Consider the following 17,275-nt stretch of genomic DNA (forward strand, 5'->3'; position numbering starts at 1 on the left):
ATGGACAGTGTCCTCCGCCTCTGGGCGAACTACGGGCCTGCCTTCGGGCAGGCCCTGTTGCTCACGTGGAAGCTCACGGCGATATCGTTCGTGGCCGGCTTCGCACTGGGCGTGGTCGTGACGGTGGCGCGGCTCCTGCCGCTGCCGCCGCTGCGCTTCATCCTGACGGGCTACGTGGAGATCTTCCGCAACATTCCCAGCGCGGCGCTGCTCATCTTCATCGTGTTCGCGCTGCCCGACCTGAATGTCCTGATCGACTATGAACCCAGCGTGATCCTCACCCTGGTGCTGGTCTGTTCGGCCTTCACCGCGGACTACCTGCGCGCAGGCATCAACACCGTCGGCGGCGGGCAGGTCGAAGCCGCACGCAGCCTCGGCATGCGCCCGATGCGCATCATTTCCACGGTGGTGTTGCCGCAGGCGCTGCGCGCGGTGGTGCAGCCCATGACCTCGCTGCTGATTGCGCTGATGCTGTCGACCTCGCTGGCGTCGCAGGTGCCGTTCCCGGGCAAGGAGCTCACAACGCTCGTCGCCAAGATCGCCAACGACTCCGCCGCCGGCATGGCCGCGTTCGCGGTCGCCGCCGCGATGTATGTGATCTCAGGCCTGCTCATCGCCTGGGCCGGCGCCACGCTGGAGAAGAAGGTGCGAATCCTGCGATGAGCCGAACCCTCGACGAGGTCCTGTTCAGCGATCCGAACCCGAAGGTGGAGGCCGTCCTGCGGGTGGTCAGCGTGGCCGTCGCGGTGGTGATCCTCGGTTCAGTCGCGGCCATCGTCTTTCGCTTCCATGCCGCGGGCCAGTTCGAGCTTCGGCTCTGGGAGTACTTCGCGTGGCCGACGACCTGGGCCTTCCTCGCGAAGGGCCTGCTCGGCACGCTGGCATCGGCGGCGACGGCCGCGGTGATCGCGCTGGTCCTCGGGCTCGTCCTCGTGCTGGGCCGCCTGTCGCGATCCCGGCTCGCGCGTTGGCCGGCCACGGCGGTCGTCGAATTCCTGCGCGGCGTGCCGACCCTGCTGCTCATCTACGTGTGCTTCCTGGTCCTTCCGTCGGCGGGCATCAAGCTGAGCACGTACTGGATGCTGACCCTGCCCGTGGGCCTCAGCGCCGCGGCAGTGGTCGCGGAGGTGTACCGTGCAGGCGTGCTCGCCGTGCCGCGCGGCCAGACGGATGCGGCGCGCAGCGTCGGGATGAGCGAAGCGCAGGTCTTCTTCCTCATCGTGTTTCCGCAGGCGCTGCGCTACATCGTCCCGGCATTGGTCGCGCAACTGGTCATCGTGGTGAAGGACACCACCTTCGGCTACGTCGTCACCTACGGCGAGCTGATGCAGAACGCCAAGGTGCTCGTCGCCAACTACCACGCGCTCGTGCCGGTCTACCTGGTGACGGCGGTGCTGTATTGCCTCGTGAACTACGGCATATCGAGAGTCAGCCAACGGCTGGGGCGCGCACGCCGTTCCAGGGCCTCCGCGTGACACGGACCCGCGTGCAGGCAACCGCGATTGCGCAGCCCAGCGATTTCTGGCTCAATCGCTGGCGGGGCCTCCCGGGAGGGCGGGCCTCCTGCAAGCGAGCCGTTGTTTCCACCACTTTGAAAGTCGGTTGATGTTTGGACGAAGCCGGTTGGCGCTGGGCGTTGGCGCGGGCCTCACGATCGGCTTTCTCGCGCTGATCGTGATCGTGGGCGCGACCATCTGGCTGGTGGAACGCGGCAACAGCCTGTTCGAGCAGTCGGCGCTGCAGCGCTCGATCCGCGTCGTTGCGGTCGAGTTGCGCGACCATTTGCGCACCGCGGAGTCGAGCCAGCGCGGATTCCTCCTGACAGGCAACCAGATCTACCTGGCCCCCTACGACACGGCCAAGACCCGCGCGCGGCAGGAGCTGGATGACCTGTCACGGATGATGGCACCGGACGCGCCGAACCGGGCCATGCTGCCCCGCCTATCGGAAGCGGTGGGCGAGAAGATCGCCGAGATGGACAACACCATTGCCCTCAAAACCGCCGGCCGAGACGCCGACGCCATGGCCGTGCTGCAGAGCAATCGCGGCAAGACGCTGATGGATGAAATCAATGTGTTTCTCTACGGCGCGATCCTGACGGCCGACGAGAGCGCCACGCTCGACAGCGCGGAACAGCAGCGCAATGCGTCGCTGCTGCGCTGGATCTCGGCGGGCGCCGCCGTGGTCATCATCTTGGTGGTGTTCGTGGTGGCCTTCACTGTCTACCGCAACGGGCAGGATCTGAAGCAGGCGCGCGACGAAGTGCGGGCCATCAACCTGACGCTCGAAGAACGTGTGAAGACCCGCACGGCGGATCTCGCCATGGCGCGGGAGCGCGCGGAAGTCCTGCTGGCCGAGGTCAACCACCGCGTGGCCAACAGCCTGCAGCTGGTGGCGGTGCTGGTGGGGATGCAGATGCGTGCCGTGACCGATACCGCGGCCAAGGATGCATTGCGCGAAACGCAATCGCGCATCAATGCCATCTCGCTCATCCACAAGAGCCTTTACACATCGGGCGACGTGACGAATGTGGCGCTGGACGATTACCTGGGCGCGATGCTGGGCAACCTGGAGACGGCCATGAAGAAGGACGGCCATACCGCCATCCTCAAGTGCTACCTGGAGCCGATCTCGCTGCGCACGGACGCGAGCGTCAACCTGGGCGTCGCCGTCCAGGAGCTGGTGACCAACGCCTTCAAATATGCCTATCCCGGCGACCAGACCGGCGAAGTGCGGGTGCGGCTGAAGCGCCTGGGCGAGGACAAGGCGGAGCTCACGGTCGAGGACGACGGCGTGGGGATCACGCCGAACGCCCCGCGCGGTGGCACGGGTCTCGGCAGCAAGATCATCCATACGATGGCGACGGCGTTGAAGACACAAGTGGAATACATCAACCGCGGGCCGGGTACGCTGGCGCGGCTGGTGCTGACGACGGCGAACGCGTGACGGCAAGGCAATGAAACTCCGACTCTGTGCGCTTGCTTCCCTTCTGTGCCTGGCCGGCGCGTCGCTGGCCGCGGGTGGCGAGGGGCTGACCACGCCGGTGAAGTTGCCCGCCTACGATGCAGCGCGCGCTGCTTGCAGGGCGCCAATCGGATTGCAGAAGAAGCTGGTCTTCGTACAGGACAACCGGCGCGAATTCATGCAAGCCGCGGGACGCGGGCTGGAAGCCGCGGCGCGGGCGCGGGGCCTCGATTACAGCGTGGCCTTCGCCAACAACGATCCTGCGCTGATGATCAAGCAGGTGGGCGGCATTGCCACCGACAAGACGGGCGCCATGGTGGTGGCGCCGATCGATCCGCCGTCGCTCGCGCCGGCCCTGAAAAAAGTCATCGGCGCGGGCGCTTACGTGGGGGCCATCGTGCCGCCGCCCGCGACGACGGTGCTGAACGCGCCGCAATACCTGACAGGCAAGGTCCTGGCGGACGCAGCGGCCAATTACATCCGCGCGCGCCTGGGCGGCAAGGCCAAGGTCGTGCTGCTGACGCATGACGGCCTGCAATTCCTCGCGCCGCGATTCACCGCCATGCGCGATACGTTGCGGACATTGCCGGGCGTGACGATCGTGGCCGACATCTCGCCCGCCACGGTCGACAAGGACGGCGGATATCGCACGATGAAGACGATCCTGCTCGCGCAACCGAACATCGATGTCGTGCTGGGCGCGGACACGGTGGTGCTGGGAGCGCTGGCGGCTTTGCGCGAAGCCGGCAAGGCGCGGCCGGACCAGTTCCTGGGCGGCATCGACGGCGAGCAGGAGGCGGTCGTCGAGATCAAGAAGGGCGGCAGCCCCTACAAGGCGAGCATCAGCCTTGCTTCGTCGATCTTCGGTTACGCGATGGGCCAGCACGCTGCGGACTGGCTGGAAGGGAAGTCCATCCCGCAAGCCATGGACATTCTCCCCATGGCGCTCACCAGCAGCAACATCGGGGACTACGAACGCGATACGGCCAACCCCGGTGCGGTGTATGCCGATCCGGTGCGGCGCGCGGCCTACCTGAAGATGTACGGCAATATCTGTTTCGACACGCGCGACAACTACATCAATTTCCCCTGGTCGTCGGAAGCCAGATAGCCTGGGGCCCACCCGCATGACCGCCAACCCTTTCGTCATCCTCTACGTCGAAGACAACGACCTCGTCCGCGAGTCGTTCGCCGAGTTGCTCACCACCGACGACCGCCGCGTCGTGAGCGTGGCGGATGGCGCCGGCGCGCGTGAGGCCCTGCGCGAGCAGAAGGTGGACCTGCTGATCACCGACATCAACCTGCCCGATGGGTCGGGCCTCGACGTGGCGCGCGAGGCGCTCGGCCAGAACCCGGGGCTGCCGGTGATCGTCTGCTCCGGGCAGGACTTGAAGGATGTGACGCTCTCGCTCGGCCCTACCGCTCATGCGCTGACGAAGCCCTTCGGGCTGGAGGAACTCGAGGCGCTGGTCGAGCGGCTTGCGCGGTGAGGGGCCGGACGATTGATTTGCCCGTGCCTACTTCCTTGTCGCATTCGTTCGGACAGACGGCGTGTCAATGCTCACCGCGATCTTTCTCCGCTCGAGCTCACGCTTTTCGTCGTCGGCTAGACCTTGGTCCGTGATGATCTCGTCGAAGTCGCTCAGCGGCACGACGTTGCAAAAGCCGGGACCGCCGAACTTCCACGAGTCGATCAGAAGAAGGCGAGTCTTCGCTGCCTTCATCAGGAGTCGCTTGCTGCTCGCGCTTTCAAGGCGGCTATCGGTCAGCATTCCGTCGCTGGCGGACTGCGCACCGATCAGGGCGATGTCGGCGTGCAGTTGACTGAAGAACGTGTCACCGGGCTCACCGGACAACAGGTTGGTTCCAGTGCGTCGAGTGCCGCCGGGAACGATAAGGCGGACATGGTCGGATGCCGACAGCACGTCGGCGATCTTGATGTTGTTCGTGACCGCGGTGAATCGAAGCCGCGATTCGACCAGCGCGCGTGCAGCTTCCAGAACGGTGGTGCTGCTGTCGAAAATGACGCTGTTGCCTTCGCTGACGCGTGACGCGGCGATACGGCCGATCGACACTTTGCCGTCCTTCATTGCGCCCGAAACGGCACGCGTGTCGTCGGTTTCGACGTGGGTCTTCGACAGCGTGCCGAGGATCGCTCCGCCATGCGTCCGCTCTACAAGCTTGCGGCTGGCAAGCTCGTCGAGGTCACGGCGGACAGTGGAGAACGAGGCGCCCAGCCGCTCTGCAAGCTGTTGCAGCGAAGCGGCGCCGCTCTCGGTCAGCACATCGAGGATGAAAGACTGCCTTTGACGCGGCAGCAGCCGTTCCGCGACAGGATGCTTTGTCGTCATGTGGTACATTTTGAGAGATTTTTCCATATCGTATCTTAGCCATGCAAAGCCTCTTTGCCGACTTCAGCGCAGCGTGGCAGCCGGGTGCCACGTTTCTGCGCACGCCAGGGGGGCGGTCCTGGACATATGGCGAACTCGATGAGGCCACCTCGGAACTCGCGGCCAGGCTCAGCGTCAGTTTGGGCGCCGGCGATCGGCTGGTCTCGATGCTCGAGCGGTCTGAGTGGAACATTTTCCTGTACCTTGCCTGCACCCGCTGCGGTGTCGTGTACGTTCCCCTGAATCCCCGCATGACCCCGGCTGAGCTCGGGCCCGTGATCGCGGATGCGGACCCCTCGATGCTGGTCTGCGATCCCGTATTGCAGTCGAAAGCCGAGCAGCTGGTGGAGGCGCGCGTGCTCGTTCGAACACTTGACCGCGCCGGTGGTGGTTCGCTGCGCCACGGCAAGGTCCCGGCGGGTGTGGTCGACCGCGAGCTGGACGCCCCTCATCCCGCGGCCATCATCTTCACGTCCGGCACGACGGGAACGCCCAAGGGGGCGCTGATACCACATGCACTCTTCATCGGGAAGGCGCGGGCCTTGGCGGGAGCGTTGCGTTTCACCTCCAGCGACTGCCTGCTCCACGCCATGCCGCTGTACCACTCGCACGGCCTTTTCATGACCGTGCACGCCGTGCTGAGCGTGGGCGCATCGATTCTCTTCCTGCCGAAATTCGATGCCGGCGAAGTCGTGCGCGCGCTGCCGGACGTCACGATGTTCTCGGGCGTACCGACGATGTACACGCGTCTGGCGAGCGAGCCCGGGCTGAAGGCGGCCGCTGCGGCGATCCGCTTGTTCATCTGCGGCTCTGCGCCCCTGAAACCCGAGCTTTTCGAGGCCTTCCAGCGCGAGTCCGGACACCGGCTCGTCGAGGTCTGGGGCATGTCTGAAACGATGACCAACACCGCGAGTCCGCTCGGTGACCGGCGTGCCGGCAGTGCGGGCAAGGCGCTTCCGGGCGTGCTGCTCCGCGTCGTGGACGACCGTGGAGTCGAGGTCCCGCCGGATACTGCCGGTGTGATCGAAGTCGGCTTCACCGCACCTTTCGGCGGGTATTGGCGTCGGCCGCCAGAGGAACAGCCGCGGATGCGCGAAGGCCGCCTGGTCACGGGCGACATCGGGCAGCTGAGTCCTGACGGCTATCTCACGATCCTGGGGCGCACGACCGAAATGATCATCAGCGGTGGCTACAACGTATACCCGCGTGAAGTGGAGCTCGCGCTGGAAGAGATGCCGGGGGTGGCGAAGGCAGCAGTGTTCGCCGTTCCCCACAAGGACTTCGGTGAGGCGGTCGTTGCTGCCGTCGAGAGCAACGGCACCAGCGTGATCGATGCCGCAGTCGTGCTGCGGAAACTGCGGGACCGTCTTGTCCCATACAAGATTCCAAAGGCGCTCTTCATCGAAGACATGTTGCCGACCACCGAACTCGGCAAGTTGCAGCGCAAGGCGCTCGCAGGCAAATACCGGCACTACTTCCGATAGATTGTGGGAGTTTTGGTGGCAGTCGCGATTGACTTCTACCAAAATCAACCATATTCTTGGGCTCCGTCACAGGAGAGCCCATGCGCGAAACCGACATCCACCGCCGCGATCTGATCCTCGCACTCGCTGCTGCGATCGTCGGCAGTGCGCCACGCGCAGCCGAACTTGGCAAGAGCGGCACGATCAAGCTGGTCGTTCCTTTCGCCCCTGCGGGTGCGACGGACATCATCGCGAGAGCGATCGCTCCCCGGCTGGGCGAGAAGCTGGGCGCCCAGATCGTTGTGATCAACGCCGCCGGAGCGTCCGGAACGATCGGTGCCGCTTCAGTCGCGAATGCCGAACCGGACGGCAATACGTTGCTGCTTTATCACATTGCCATGGTGACGACGCATCACTTCCAGAAGGGCATGCCGTTCGATCCCTTGAATTCGTTCACGCCGATCGGACTCGTTGCGCAAGCGTCCAACGTCGTCACCGTCAACCCGGCCCTGCCGGCACGCAACCTGCGCGAGCTGGTCGATTACGCGAAGGCGAACCCCGGCAAAGTGAATTTCGGCTCGTCGGGCGTCGGCAGCTCCGACCATCTGGGCGGGGAACTGCTGCAGTCCGTCACGCGCACGCAATTGACGCATGTGCCGTACAAGGGCGGTGGCCCGGCGATCGCCGGTCTCGTCGGCGGCGAGACGGAAGTGAATGCCGGCTCGATCGCGCAGGTCGTGGCGATGGTGAAGGCGGGCCGCCTGCGGGCGCTGGCGGTGATGCAGTCCTCACGAAGCGCCACCTTGCCCGACATCCCCACGACCGGCGAAGCCGGGTTTCCTGCGCTCGACCACCGCACCTGGCTGGGCGTGTGGGGGCCAGCGAAGATGACCCCGGACGTTGTCAACCGGATCAACGGTGCGTTGCGTGACGTGCTGGCCATGGACGATGTGCGGCAGGCATTCGAGAAGGTCGGCGTGGATCCCGCCGTCAGCTCGCCACAAGAGTTCGACAGCTACATTCGTACGCAGCACGGGCTGTGGAACAAGGTGTTCGCCGGAAAGGCTCCCTGATGGAAAAGTCAAGGCACTTCGAGGACCTCGTGGTCGGCGAGGAGTTTCGCTCACCCACGCGCACCATCGCTGAATACGACCTCTATGTTTTCGCCGGATTGACCGGCGACCTGACTGATTTCCACATCAGCACGGAAGCGGCCAAGCAATCGGCATTCGGGCAGCGCGTTGCCCATGGCATGCTGTTGATCAGCATTGCCAACGGCCTGTACAACCGCATCGGGATCACGGACGAAACGGGCCTCGCACTGGCCGGGGTGGAGTGGCGCTTCGTGGCGCCGGGGTTCATCGGGGACACCATCCACCTGATCGCGTCCGTCAGCCAGAAGCGCGAAGTCGCCAAGAAGGATCGGGGGCTGGTGTTCTGGGACGTGCGGCTCGACAAGCAGGACGGCACCACGCTGTGCCACGGAAAGATGATCCGCATGGTGCGCCGCCGCGGCAACTAGCGCGGCGGCGGCTCAGCGATAGCCCAGCTCGTACTCCGCGACGAGCCCGCGGTGGATCTCGTTGCTGCCTTCGATCGTCTGCATGAACTTCGCATCGCGCCAGTAGCGGCCGATCTCGTATTCGTCCGAGCAGCCGTAGGCGCCGTGGATCTGCATGGCGTCTTCCGCGACGCGCATCAGTGCATCGCTCGCATACAGCTTGGCCATCGAAGTATCGGCACGGGCACGATCCCCACTGTCCTTCTTCCATGCGGCTTGCAGCACCAGCAGGCGGGCGGTCTCGTAAGCCACTCGCATGTCAGTGATCTTGGACTGGATCAGCTGCCTGCGGGCGATCGGCTGGCCGAAGGTTTCGCGCGTTTTCGCATACTCGGTGGCGAGCTCGAGGCACGCACCGATCATGCCCACGCAGCGCGCGGCGACGCTCAGGCGTCCGCTCTCGACAGAGGACATGGCGATCTTGAAGCCTTCTCCCTCGGCGCCCAGGCGGCTCGAAGCGGGCACGCGCACGTTGTCGAGCACGAGCTCGCCCGACTCGAGCGGGCGAAATCCAACCTTGTTCTTGAAAGGCGACCGCGAGATTCCGGCCGATGCGGGATCGAGCAGGAAAGCCGTGATGCCTTTGCGCCCGGCGGCTGGGTCGAGCGTCGCGAACGTGATGATCCAGCGGGCTTTGGCCACCATCGAGATCCACACTTTCGTGCCGTTGAGCACGTAGTGGTCCCCGTCGCGAACCGCACGGGTCCGCATGGACGCGACATCCGACCCCGTATGGGTCTCGGTCAGCGCAAAGGCAACCGGGCCGCGCCCTTGCGCGAGCGGAACCAGGAACTCCTTCTTCTGTTCCTCGGTGCCGTAGCGCAGCACGCTGATGCCGCCCACGCCGCTGGCCCAGCTGGCCGCGCACGCCATCACCTGGCACGTCGACGCGAGTTCCATGATCATCAGCGCATACGTCTGGTAATCCATTCCGGCGCCCCCGTACTCCTCGGGGATGACGCCGCCGGTGAGCCCCAGCGGCCCCATCTGCTCGTAGATCTCCAGCGGGAAACGCTCGTCGCGGTCGTACTCGCGCACGTGCGGCTTGATGCGCTCGCGCGCGAACCGGCGCGTCAGGTCCAGGATTGCAGTCTGCTCTTCGGTCAGGTTGAAGTCCATGAGCGCTTTCCTCACGCGGCGGGCAGCGACCGCACCTCGAGGTCGCGGACGCGCACGCCGTCCGCGACGAGCGAATACAGCTTGGCGAGAAACGCCTGGCCATAGGCGTTTCCGTGGTCGTAATAGCGCGGGTTCGGGCTCGGAATGTTGACGATCATCGGGCCGAACTGCTGGTTGCGCAGGATCGCCTCCCGCCAGTCGAAGTGATGCCGCATGACAGTTTCAAGCGCCAGGTGGCTCGCCTCTTCACCTCGTGCGCCGCCGAGGCCCAACTGCGATCCCTTCGCCAGCGCGTAGCCGATCATCACCGTGGCGCTGGTATCCAGCAGCGAGTAGGAATCGTCGATGGTCGCGTGCCACGCGCCGTTGTACTGGCATTCGATCAGCCGCGCCGCCGTCTTCTCGTACAGCGCGACCAGCTCGGCGTCCCAATCCTGCCGGGGAATCACCTCCAGCGTGTCGACGACCCCCGCCATCCACCAGCCATTGGCGCGACCCCACGCCGTCCCGTCGATCCACAGGTCGAGCTCGACGTAGCTCTCGTCCGGGGGAACGGAGGCATTGAACACATGGCGCATGAGCCCGTCGGGCTGCGCAAGGATGCGGTGAAAGCCCTTCAGCTCCGCTGCGGCGAAGCCCCAGCGGCCGAGGATCGCCTGCGACGGCGGAACCATGTACGCGGTATCGGCGAACACCCACCCGGATGTGCTGCGGGCCGTGGTGTGCTGCGTGACGCCGCCGGCGGCGACGCGTTCACGGTCGAATGCATCCCCGGCGGCCCTTGCTTCCTTCACCTTGCCGGCAAGCACCAAGGGCCGGATGCGCGATGAGCTGTCGGCGACGTTCGGGTGTGTGATCACCGGTCCAGCCAGCACTTCAGCGACTCGCTCCTGGAAGCCGGAGCGCAGCCCCGACAGGTGCATCGCATTCAGCAGGGCGGAATGCTTGCCGCCGGAGTTCACGCCGCGCCAGCCGTGATCCACGATCCGCTTGACGATTCCATCACTCATTCCGAGCCCTCCATGTTCATCGAATTCGACCAGTTGGAATTGTATGGGAGAATTTGGTGGAATCGACGGCGTTTTATTGACTGCCAGATCAAAATCTACCATACTGCATCAAACATCTGGAGACGCAGCAGCATGAAGTCAGGCCCGTTGGTGGGGGTCCGCATCGTTGAATTCGGCGGCATCGGGCCGGGGCCCATGTGCGCCATGCTGCTCGCCGACCTGGGCGCGGACATCATCCGCATCGACCGCCCGTCGCCTCATGGCCTTGGAACGCCGCGTCCTGATCGCTTCAACATCCTCAAGCGAAATCGCCCCTCGGTCGGCATCGACCTGAAATGCGCGCAGGGCGTGGAACTCGCGCTCTCGTTGATCGACACTGCGGATGCGCTGATCGACGTCTACCGGCCCGGCACGATGGAGCGCATGGGCCTCGGCCCGGGCATATGCATCGAACGCAACCCGAAGCTCGTGTATGGGCGCATGACGGGTTGGGGCCAGGACGGCCCACTGGCGCAGGCCGCTGGCCACGACATCAACTACATCGCGTTGAGCGGTGTGCTGCACTCCATCGGGCGCGAGGGGCAGCCACCGACTCCACCGCTCGTGCTCACCGGCGACTTCGGGGGCGGTGCGATGTACCTCGCACTGGGCATCCTCAGCGGCATCATCGAGGCGCGGTCCTCGGGACGCGGCCAGGTCGTGGATGCTTCCATGGTCGACGGCAGCGCGCTGCTGATGACCGACTACTACGGCCGGCGCGCCGCCGGTCTGCACAACGACGAGCGCGGCACCAACGTCACCGACGGCGGGGCGTGGTACTTCAACACCTACCGCTGTTCCGACGGCAAATACGTGTCCATTGCCCCGGTGGAATCGAAGTTCCGCGACGAACTGCTCCGAATGCTCGGACTGGACCGTCGCAAGCCGGGGCTCGACGAAATCACGGATCGCGAGGCGCGCGAGGCGGTGCAGTCCGTCTTCATCACCCGAACCCGTGAAGACTGGTGCGCGCTGCTCGAAGGAACCGATGCGTGCTTCGCGCCCGTCCTCGACCTCGGCGAAGCGCCCCTGCATCCGCACAACCGCGCGCGGGGAACGTTCGTGGAGGTCGATGGCGTCGTTCAGCCTGCCCCCGCGCCACGCTTCAGCCGCACGCCCAGCAACGTACCCACCAAACCCGACGTTCCCGGCCAAAGCACGAGCACGGCGCTCGCCGAGTGGGGCATCGATCCCGCGCGGATCGATGCGCTCGCCCGTGATGGAGTGATCGGCGCGCGGCCTGCCTAGCAATTCTTACCCGTCAAGGAAACCAATGGACAACCTCAAAGGACTCGGACTTCGCATCAATCCGGAGTGGCCCCGGGTCGACCGCCAGCTTGTCGAGCGCTTCCGCGCGATTCCGGCAGCGGTCGTCGGTGACGCGGCGCAGCGCCTGCAAGCCTTAGGCGGCGGCTTCAACGCCTACGGAGGGCGCAAGAAATTCGCGGGACCCGCTTTCACCGTTCGCGTGCGCCCGGGCGACAACCTCTTTGTCCATCGCGCACTCGACATGGCGAAGCCGGGCGATGTGATCGTCGTGGAGGCGGGCGCGGCGCTCAACACCGCCATCGTCGGCGCAATGATGTCGCGCTATGCGAAGACCCGCGGCATCGAGGCGCTGGTCATCGACGGCGCGATCCGCGATGTCGACGAACTCGAGGCCATGGACTTCGCCGTGGTCGCGCGCGGCGCGACTCCCAACGGGCCACACAAAAGCGGACCCGGCGAAATCGGGTTCCCCATCGCGGTCTCGAGTCTTTCCATCGCCCCTGGCGATCTCGTGATGGGCGACCGTGACGGAGTGATCGTGGTGCCGCGCGACAGTGCCGACGCGCTGGTGGAAATCGCAGAAGCACGCCATCGTGCGGAGCAGGTGCTCGAGCGCGACATCGAAGCCGGGAAATGGGATCGCACTTTCGTCGAGGCTGCCCTGCGCAAGCTTTGACCGCGCGTCAATCAACTCGTCACCTACAGGAGTATCCATGAACCGAGTTCGCAGAACCCTCGTCCTCGCGGCCACCGCGCTTGCCCTGTCCGGCACGGCGTTTGCGCAGGCCTGGCCCAGCAAACCGATCACGCTGGTGGTGCCCTATGCGACCGGCGGCGCGACGGACATCATGGCCCGCCTCGTGGCCGACCGGCTGCGCGAGGTCCTGGGCCAACCGATCATCGTCGAGAACAGGGGGGGTGCCGCGGCCAACATCGGCGCCGCGTATGCCGCCAAGGCTGCGCCGGACGGGTACACACTCCTCATGGTGACGAATGCCCATGCGACGAACCAGGCGCTGTACAAGAACCTGCAGTACGACCTCGAGAAGGATTTCACCCCCATCAGTCCGGTGGCCACGATTCCGAACATCCTTGTCGTGGGCAACGACGTGCCGGCGAAGGACCTGCGCGAATTCATCGGCCTGGCGCGAAATGCCAACCCCGCGATCAACTACGCATCGGGCGGCAGCGGCACATCCCAGCACCTCGCCGGCGCGCTGTTCAACAGCATGGCGCACGGAAAGATGGTGCACGTTCCCTACAAGCAAGGCAGTGCGGCCATCGTGGACGTTGTCGGCTCGCGCGTGGAGGCCTACTTCGGCGGCATCTCGGAAGTGGCGTCGCTCATCGACTCCGGGAAGCTTCGTGCGCTCGGTGTGACCACGGCGACTCGCAGCCCCAGATATCCCAACCTGCCTGCCATCTCGGAAGTGGTTCCCGGCTACGAGATCCGTATCTGGATGGGGCTTGTCACCCGGGCCGGCTCCCCGCCGGAAGCGATCGCGCGCGTGAACGCGGCCATGAAGACGATCCTGGCCGAGCCCGAGGTGCGCCGCAAGCTCGGCGAGCTCGGCGCGGTCCCGCTGGTCTCCACCCCCGAGGAGTTCGGAACGTTCGTCAGGAAGGAAGTCACGGACCTCGGCAAAGTGGTGCAGCTTTCCGGCGCGAAGGTGGAATGAAGCCGGACCGCGCCAAAGGCCCCCGCTTCACGACAGCCGCGGAGGCCGCGGCGGCGGTGCCGTCAGGCGCCTGCGTCGTGCTGGGCGGCATGGTGTCCATGGCGGTGCCGGAGGCCGTGTTGAGAGCTCTGGGAGAGCGTTTTGTCGCCGAGGCGGCGCCACGCGAGCTGACGCTGCTGCTGCCCAACCGGCAAGGCTGGAAGCCCGATCCACAAACCGGCCTCGATCACCTCGCCCACGAAGGGATGGTCAAGCGCGTCATCACGTCCACGTTCAGTCACCGCGATTCACCCCGCTTCGCCGGAATGGCGACCGCCGGAAAGTTCGAGGCGTACTCGTTCCCCATGGGTTGCCTCTTCCAGCTGCTGCGGGAACAGGCATCGGGTTCCCCGGGATTCGTGACCGAAGTAGGGCTCCACACCTACGCCGATCCGGGCGCGGTGGACGCGGGGAAGGTGGAGGTCAACGAGGCCACTCCTCCCAGCACCTACGCACGCCGCATGGAAATCGACGGCAAGCCTTACCTGTTCTACAAGACCTTCCCGATCGACGTCGCGATCATCCGCGGCACTGCAGCGGACGAGGACGGGAACATCTCGATGTCCGGCGAGCCCGTCGACGTGGGCATCAAATACCAGGCGATGGCCGCTCGCAACTCGGGCGGCCTCGTCATCGCTGTCGTGCGGCAGAAGGTGGCCAGTGGCACGCTGAACCCGCGGCTCGTCGCGGTGCCGGGCGCATGGGTGGATTACGTCGTGGTGGATCCCGAGGCGATCCAGACCCAGCTCGGGGGCCATGACCCGAGCCTGAGCGGGGAAGTGCGCACTGTCCGCAAACGGCTGGAGCCACTGCCCCTCGACGTGCGAAAGGTCGTCGCGCGCCGGGCTGCGATGGAGTTGAAGCCTGGCGACATCATCAACCTCGGCGTGGGCATGGCCTCCGGCATCCCGTCCGTCGTGGAGGAAATGCAGCTTGAGGGGCCGTACCACTTCAGTACGGAGCATGGGGGCTTCGGCGGGACGCCGGCGATGGGGTCACCGGGCAGCACAGGCGCATTTGGCGCGCACTACAACGCGGATTGCATCCTCGACTCGACCGAAGTGTTCGACTTCTACCATGGTGGGGGCCTCGATGTCGCCGCACTCGGCTTCGCGGAAGTGGATGCACGCGGCAGCGTGAACGTCGGCCACTTCGAAGGTAACCTGCGCGGGCCGGGCGGGTTCGTCGACATTACGCATCGGGCGCGCAAGATCCTGTTTTGCGGCGAACTGACGGCAGGCAAGTCCCACCTGGAGGTGGTTACCGGAGCGGAAGGCGGCATCCGGGTCGTCAGCGACGGGCGTTTCAGAAAGTTCAAGGAGCGGGTCCAGCAGGTGAATTTCCATGGACCCACCGCGCTCGCGAAGGGACAGGAGGTGTTGTACATCACGGAGCGGGCTGTGTTCCGATTGGTGGACGGCGGACTGGAACTGATCGAGCTCGCAAACGGCGTCGAGCTCGAGCAGGTGCGGTCAGCGGTTGGGTTCACATTCGAAGTCAGCAAGGCACTCAGACGCATGGATCGCGCGTTGTTCCGGTAGCGGTAATCGACGAAGCGGGATGCCTGAGGCGTGTCGCGCGCGGTTCGACCGAGCGAGGGGCGGCAGGATTCTCAACTGTTTGCCGGCTGCTTTGGGTCGGAGGCAGCCACTACGTTCGCGGGCGCCGCTCCGAGGCGGTGACAGGCGAGGGCTGCTTTCGGCCACAAGCAGACGTTCTATTTGCCGTGGCCAATGTCCGACTCGGTGGCGCCAATAGAAGCTCGCGCTGCGAATTGCTGACGTCCATCCGACTTTCAGTTTGCCGTGCGCTTCCAACTTGGCGAGCATCACACCCGCCTCCAGCGCGATAGCGCTGAGTAGTGAGCGTCGTTCATTCCGGCTTCAGCACAAGTTGAATCAGCCGGCGAGAAAGAGGGGCAACCACGAGGACGACCGGGAACGCGACAAGCCACGCCGTCAGCCAGGATGTCATCCAGAGCGTCAAGAAACCTGGCGCTTGTCCCGGAGCTTTGAATGTTGCGATGCCTGAGACCACCCACGACATCAGTCCGGAGAGAACGGCACCGATCAAGACGGGTTCGAATTTTCGCGGGATCATCGCATCACCTCCGGTTGATCGGTGCATGTCATGCAGGCGAGCGCCTTGGCGACGTTCTTGCCGAACATGCGGGCCGTCTTTATGTCGCCAGGCACGAACGAATTTCCAGCCGCCGAGTGACCTGCCTGAGCCATCAGCCCCGACCATGATCCCAGGCGATTAGCGGCCTCGTCATAGGGAGCCCCACTGTGCTGCTCGGGCAGTATCGCATTGCCTACCCAGAACATTCCGTGCTGCATGGCGAAGACGAACATCGACAGCAGTGTCGATTGCTTATCGCCCGACGGCAACGCCGACACAGTGAAGCCCGACGCAAGCTTGCCTTTGAGCGCGTGGGTTTTCCAGAGGCGGCCGGTGGCGTCCATGAAGGACTTGAACTGTCCTGACACGCCGCCAAGGTAAGTCGGCGAGCCGAAGATGAATCCGTCGAAGCCAAGAAGCCGCTCGGGCGAGGCGATCAGGTCTTCGGCCTGGAGCAATTCTGTTCGAACTCCGCTCACGCCCGCCGCTCCTTCGACGATGAACTGCGCAATTCGCTCCGTGTTGCCATGGGCGCTGTGATAGATAACGGCGAGGTTTTTCATTGTGTTTTCCTTTTCAGTTGTGGATCGATGTGTCGAGTCCTCTCATCGCGAGATCCAGGCGATGAGGAGGGCGGCTAAGTACAGGCCGAGGCCGAAGATGGAATGGTTCGCAAGGCTCCTCGCGCGGTTCTGCCCGGGCGAATTCGTCTTTGCGGACGCAATGCCGGCACCCATGGCAGGCTGCATGACAAGCCACGGGGCTAGGACAGTGAAGAGCCCGATGCACAGAGCGGGCGTCACCGTCGGAGATTCGGTCCATGCCATGCCCACAACGCCAACCAGGAGTCCGGCGAACGCGATGCCGGTCGCGTAGTGCACCAGCCAACCAAGCGCCAGTTCACCGCGTACTGGGCGCGCTGTGGCGATCGCATCGTGGCGGAAGACGCCGCGCCCCCAGTGGCCGACCCAACGGCCTATCATGGCGAAATTCAGGGTTGGTACGCCGAGTCGCTGCAAGAGCAGCAGCCAGAGGTCCATGGTGGCCGTGGCGCCGACTCCGATGGAAGCGACTCTGGCGATGTCTTCGAGCAGGGTGTTCATGACTTTCCTTGTTGACTTGGAGTGGTATGGGCTTCACTATGCAAGCTCAAGTCAGCTTGAGGTCAAGAGGTTTTTTCATGGACATCGGTGAAGTCGCTAAAAAATCCGGACTTTCTGCGTCTGCCCTACGGTTCTACGAAGAGAAGGGATTGATCGCATCAGTCGGGCGCGTCGGGTTGCGTCGCACTTTCGCCCCAACCGTGATGCACCAACTCTCGCTCATTGCGTTGGGCCGGGCCGCGGGCTTCTCGCTCGATGAGGTTGGAAGGATGTTCTCGGCCGACGGCCGCGCCACCATCGACCGCAAGTCTCTCGAAGGCAAGGCCGAAGAAATCGACGCAACGGTCAGGCGGTTGCAGGCACTGAGTAACGGGCTGCGCCATGCTGCAGTCTGCCCGGCAAGCAACCACTCGGAATGCCCGACCTTCCAGCGCCTCTTGCGTGCGGCTGTGGCCGGCAAGCTGACGCCACCACCCGGGAAGATCTTGGCGGCACGTAAGAGGGCGCGCTGAAGGCAG

General features: G+C 64.9%; 19 protein-coding genes. 13 read left to right on the forward strand and 6 right to left on the reverse strand.

Annotated elements, in window-relative coordinates; genetic code table 11:
• From I5803_RS20695 to I5803_RS20715, 5 genes are all read left to right on the forward strand, one after another.
• The gene (locus I5803_RS20695; protein WP_196988197.1) at positions 1 to 663 is read left to right on the forward strand and encodes an amino acid ABC transporter permease; all 663 of its coding nucleotides are present in this window, start codon (positions 1 to 3) and stop codon (positions 661 to 663) included.
• Complete coding sequence (locus tag I5803_RS20700; RefSeq protein ID WP_196988198.1) at positions 660 to 1,475, forward strand: amino acid ABC transporter permease; 816 nt, start codon at positions 660 to 662, stop codon at positions 1,473 to 1,475. The genes I5803_RS20695 and I5803_RS20700 overlap by 4 nt, the downstream gene beginning before the upstream one ends.
• Before the next feature lie 130 nt (positions 1,476 to 1,605).
• Positions 1,606 to 2,946 (forward strand): sensor histidine kinase, encoded by a 1,341-nt coding sequence (locus I5803_RS20705; protein ID WP_196988199.1) that lies wholly within the window; start codon positions 1,606 to 1,608, stop codon positions 2,944 to 2,946.
• Between the two features lie 10 nt (positions 2,947 to 2,956).
• Positions 2,957 to 4,075: a sugar ABC transporter substrate-binding protein gene (locus I5803_RS20710; RefSeq protein ID WP_196988200.1), complete on the forward strand. Its 1,119-nt coding sequence runs from the start codon at positions 2,957 to 2,959 to the stop codon at positions 4,073 to 4,075.
• A gap of 16 nt (positions 4,076 to 4,091) precedes the next feature.
• A complete protein-coding gene (locus tag I5803_RS20715; protein ID WP_196988201.1) occupies positions 4,092 to 4,454 on the forward strand; it encodes a response regulator in 363 nt (120 codons plus the stop codon).
• A 27-nt stretch (positions 4,455 to 4,481) separates the two neighbouring features.
• Here the strand turns inward: I5803_RS20715 and I5803_RS20720 are convergent, their stop codons facing one another.
• On the reverse strand, positions 4,482 to 5,315 hold the full coding sequence (locus tag I5803_RS20720) for a DeoR/GlpR family DNA-binding transcription regulator (protein WP_196988202.1): 834 nt from the start codon (positions 5,313 to 5,315) through the stop codon (positions 4,482 to 4,484).
• A gap of 41 nt (positions 5,316 to 5,356) precedes the next feature.
• Between I5803_RS20720 and I5803_RS20725 the strand changes: the two genes are divergently transcribed.
• The 3 genes from I5803_RS20725 (at position 5,357) to I5803_RS20735 (ending at position 8,339) form a co-directional block, all read left to right on the forward strand.
• Positions 5,357 to 6,838, forward strand: coding sequence for an AMP-binding protein (locus tag I5803_RS20725; protein ID WP_196988203.1), 1,482 nt, complete (start codon positions 5,357 to 5,359; stop codon positions 6,836 to 6,838).
• An 80-nt stretch (positions 6,839 to 6,918) separates the two neighbouring features.
• On the forward strand, positions 6,919 to 7,890 hold the full coding sequence (locus I5803_RS20730; protein ID WP_196988204.1) for a Bug family tripartite tricarboxylate transporter substrate binding protein: 972 nt from the start codon (positions 6,919 to 6,921) through the stop codon (positions 7,888 to 7,890).
• Entirely contained in the window at positions 7,890 to 8,339 is a 450-nt protein-coding gene (locus I5803_RS20735) for a MaoC/PaaZ C-terminal domain-containing protein (protein WP_196988205.1), read from the forward strand. Before I5803_RS20730 ends, I5803_RS20735 begins: the two co-directional genes overlap by 1 nt.
• Before the next feature lie 12 nt (positions 8,340 to 8,351).
• On the opposite strand, the gene I5803_RS20740 is transcribed toward I5803_RS20735, so the two are convergent.
• Together I5803_RS20740 and I5803_RS20745 are read right to left on the reverse strand one after the other, a co-directional pair.
• The gene (locus I5803_RS20740; protein WP_196988206.1) at positions 8,352 to 9,497 is read right to left on the reverse strand and encodes an acyl-CoA dehydrogenase family protein; all 1,146 of its coding nucleotides are present in this window, start codon (positions 9,495 to 9,497) and stop codon (positions 8,352 to 8,354) included.
• A gap of 11 nt (positions 9,498 to 9,508) precedes the next feature.
• Complete coding sequence (locus tag I5803_RS20745) at positions 9,509 to 10,507, reverse strand: glycoside hydrolase family 88 protein (protein WP_196988207.1); 999 nt, start codon at positions 10,505 to 10,507, stop codon at positions 9,509 to 9,511.
• Positions 10,508 to 10,639: 132 nt separating this feature from the next.
• Between I5803_RS20745 and I5803_RS20750 the strand changes: the two genes are divergently transcribed.
• Genes I5803_RS20750 through I5803_RS20765 form a run of 4 tightly spaced genes read left to right on the forward strand, consistent with a single transcriptional unit; the run spans position 10,640 to position 15,074 of the window.
• Positions 10,640 to 11,794 carry a CaiB/BaiF CoA transferase family protein gene (locus I5803_RS20750; protein ID WP_196988208.1) on the forward strand — a complete coding sequence of 385 codons (1,155 nt, stop codon included), beginning with the start codon at positions 10,640 to 10,642 and terminating at the stop codon, positions 11,792 to 11,794.
• 25 nt (positions 11,795 to 11,819) lie between these two features.
• Positions 11,820 to 12,491, forward strand: coding sequence for an RraA family protein (locus I5803_RS20755; protein WP_196988209.1), 672 nt, complete (start codon positions 11,820 to 11,822; stop codon positions 12,489 to 12,491).
• A 37-nt stretch (positions 12,492 to 12,528) separates the two neighbouring features.
• The gene (locus tag I5803_RS20760) at positions 12,529 to 13,494 is read left to right on the forward strand and encodes a tripartite tricarboxylate transporter substrate binding protein (RefSeq protein WP_196988210.1); all 966 of its coding nucleotides are present in this window, start codon (positions 12,529 to 12,531) and stop codon (positions 13,492 to 13,494) included.
• Entirely contained in the window at positions 13,491 to 15,074 is a 1,584-nt protein-coding gene (locus I5803_RS20765; RefSeq protein WP_196988211.1) for a CoA-transferase, read from the forward strand. The genes I5803_RS20760 and I5803_RS20765 overlap by 4 nt, the downstream gene beginning before the upstream one ends.
• Before the next feature lie 331 nt (positions 15,075 to 15,405).
• On the opposite strand, the gene I5803_RS20770 is transcribed toward I5803_RS20765, so the two are convergent.
• The 3 genes from I5803_RS20770 to I5803_RS20780 are packed head-to-tail and all read right to left on the reverse strand — an operon-like array spanning position 15,406 to position 16,757.
• Positions 15,406 to 15,633 (reverse strand): DUF2798 domain-containing protein, encoded by a 228-nt coding sequence (locus I5803_RS20770; protein ID WP_196988212.1) that lies wholly within the window; start codon positions 15,631 to 15,633, stop codon positions 15,406 to 15,408.
• Positions 15,630 to 16,217 carry a flavodoxin family protein gene (locus I5803_RS20775; RefSeq protein WP_196988213.1) on the reverse strand — a complete coding sequence of 196 codons (588 nt, stop codon included), beginning with the start codon at positions 16,215 to 16,217 and terminating at the stop codon, positions 15,630 to 15,632. Before I5803_RS20775 ends, I5803_RS20770 begins: the two co-directional genes overlap by 4 nt.
• A 42-nt stretch (positions 16,218 to 16,259) precedes the next feature.
• On the reverse strand, positions 16,260 to 16,757 hold the full coding sequence (locus tag I5803_RS20780) for a DUF2938 family protein (RefSeq protein ID WP_196988214.1): 498 nt from the start codon (positions 16,755 to 16,757) through the stop codon (positions 16,260 to 16,262).
• Positions 16,758 to 16,834: 77 nt separating this feature from the next.
• On the opposite strand from I5803_RS20780, the gene I5803_RS20785 reads away from it, so the two are divergent.
• Complete coding sequence (locus tag I5803_RS20785; protein WP_196988215.1) at positions 16,835 to 17,269, forward strand: helix-turn-helix domain-containing protein; 435 nt, start codon at positions 16,835 to 16,837, stop codon at positions 17,267 to 17,269.
• Positions 17,270 to 17,275: the final 6 nt, after the last annotated feature.

Origin of the sequence: Caenimonas aquaedulcis, from assembly GCF_015831345.1 — a bacterium.
In the GTDB taxonomy this organism is placed as follows: domain Bacteria; phylum Pseudomonadota; class Gammaproteobacteria; order Burkholderiales; family Burkholderiaceae_C; genus Ramlibacter; species Ramlibacter aquaedulcis.

Coding starts and splice junctions, on each gene's coding strand:
- I5803_RS20695 (WP_196988197.1), top strand. CDS start 1: ATGGACAGTGTCCTCCGCCTCTGGGCGAACTACGGGCCTGCCTTCGGG.
- I5803_RS20700 (WP_196988198.1), top strand. CDS start 660: ATGAGCCGAACCCTCGACGAGGTCCTGTTCAGCGATCCGAACCCGAAG.
- I5803_RS20705 (WP_196988199.1), top strand. CDS start 1,606: ATGTTTGGACGAAGCCGGTTGGCGCTGGGCGTTGGCGCGGGCCTCACG.
- I5803_RS20710 (WP_196988200.1), top strand. CDS start 2,957: ATGAAACTCCGACTCTGTGCGCTTGCTTCCCTTCTGTGCCTGGCCGGC.
- I5803_RS20715 (WP_196988201.1), top strand. CDS start 4,092: ATGACCGCCAACCCTTTCGTCATCCTCTACGTCGAAGACAACGACCTC.
- I5803_RS20720 (WP_196988202.1), bottom strand. CDS start 5,315: ATGACGACAAAGCATCCTGTCGCGGAACGGCTGCTGCCGCGTCAAAGG.
- I5803_RS20725 (WP_196988203.1), top strand. CDS start 5,357: ATGCAAAGCCTCTTTGCCGACTTCAGCGCAGCGTGGCAGCCGGGTGCC.
- I5803_RS20730 (WP_196988204.1), top strand. CDS start 6,919: ATGCGCGAAACCGACATCCACCGCCGCGATCTGATCCTCGCACTCGCT.
- I5803_RS20735 (WP_196988205.1), top strand. CDS start 7,890: ATGGAAAAGTCAAGGCACTTCGAGGACCTCGTGGTCGGCGAGGAGTTT.
- I5803_RS20740 (WP_196988206.1), bottom strand. CDS start 9,497: ATGGACTTCAACCTGACCGAAGAGCAGACTGCAATCCTGGACCTGACG.
- I5803_RS20745 (WP_196988207.1), bottom strand. CDS start 10,507: ATGAGTGATGGAATCGTCAAGCGGATCGTGGATCACGGCTGGCGCGGC.
- I5803_RS20750 (WP_196988208.1), top strand. CDS start 10,640: ATGAAGTCAGGCCCGTTGGTGGGGGTCCGCATCGTTGAATTCGGCGGC.
- I5803_RS20755 (WP_196988209.1), top strand. CDS start 11,820: ATGGACAACCTCAAAGGACTCGGACTTCGCATCAATCCGGAGTGGCCC.
- I5803_RS20760 (WP_196988210.1), top strand. CDS start 12,529: ATGAACCGAGTTCGCAGAACCCTCGTCCTCGCGGCCACCGCGCTTGCC.
- I5803_RS20765 (WP_196988211.1), top strand. CDS start 13,491: ATGAAGCCGGACCGCGCCAAAGGCCCCCGCTTCACGACAGCCGCGGAG.
- I5803_RS20770 (WP_196988212.1), bottom strand. CDS start 15,633: ATGATCCCGCGAAAATTCGAACCCGTCTTGATCGGTGCCGTTCTCTCC.
- I5803_RS20775 (WP_196988213.1), bottom strand. CDS start 16,217: ATGAAAAACCTCGCCGTTATCTATCACAGCGCCCATGGCAACACGGAG.
- I5803_RS20780 (WP_196988214.1), bottom strand. CDS start 16,757: ATGAACACCCTGCTCGAAGACATCGCCAGAGTCGCTTCCATCGGAGTC.
- I5803_RS20785 (WP_196988215.1), top strand. CDS start 16,835: ATGGACATCGGTGAAGTCGCTAAAAAATCCGGACTTTCTGCGTCTGCC.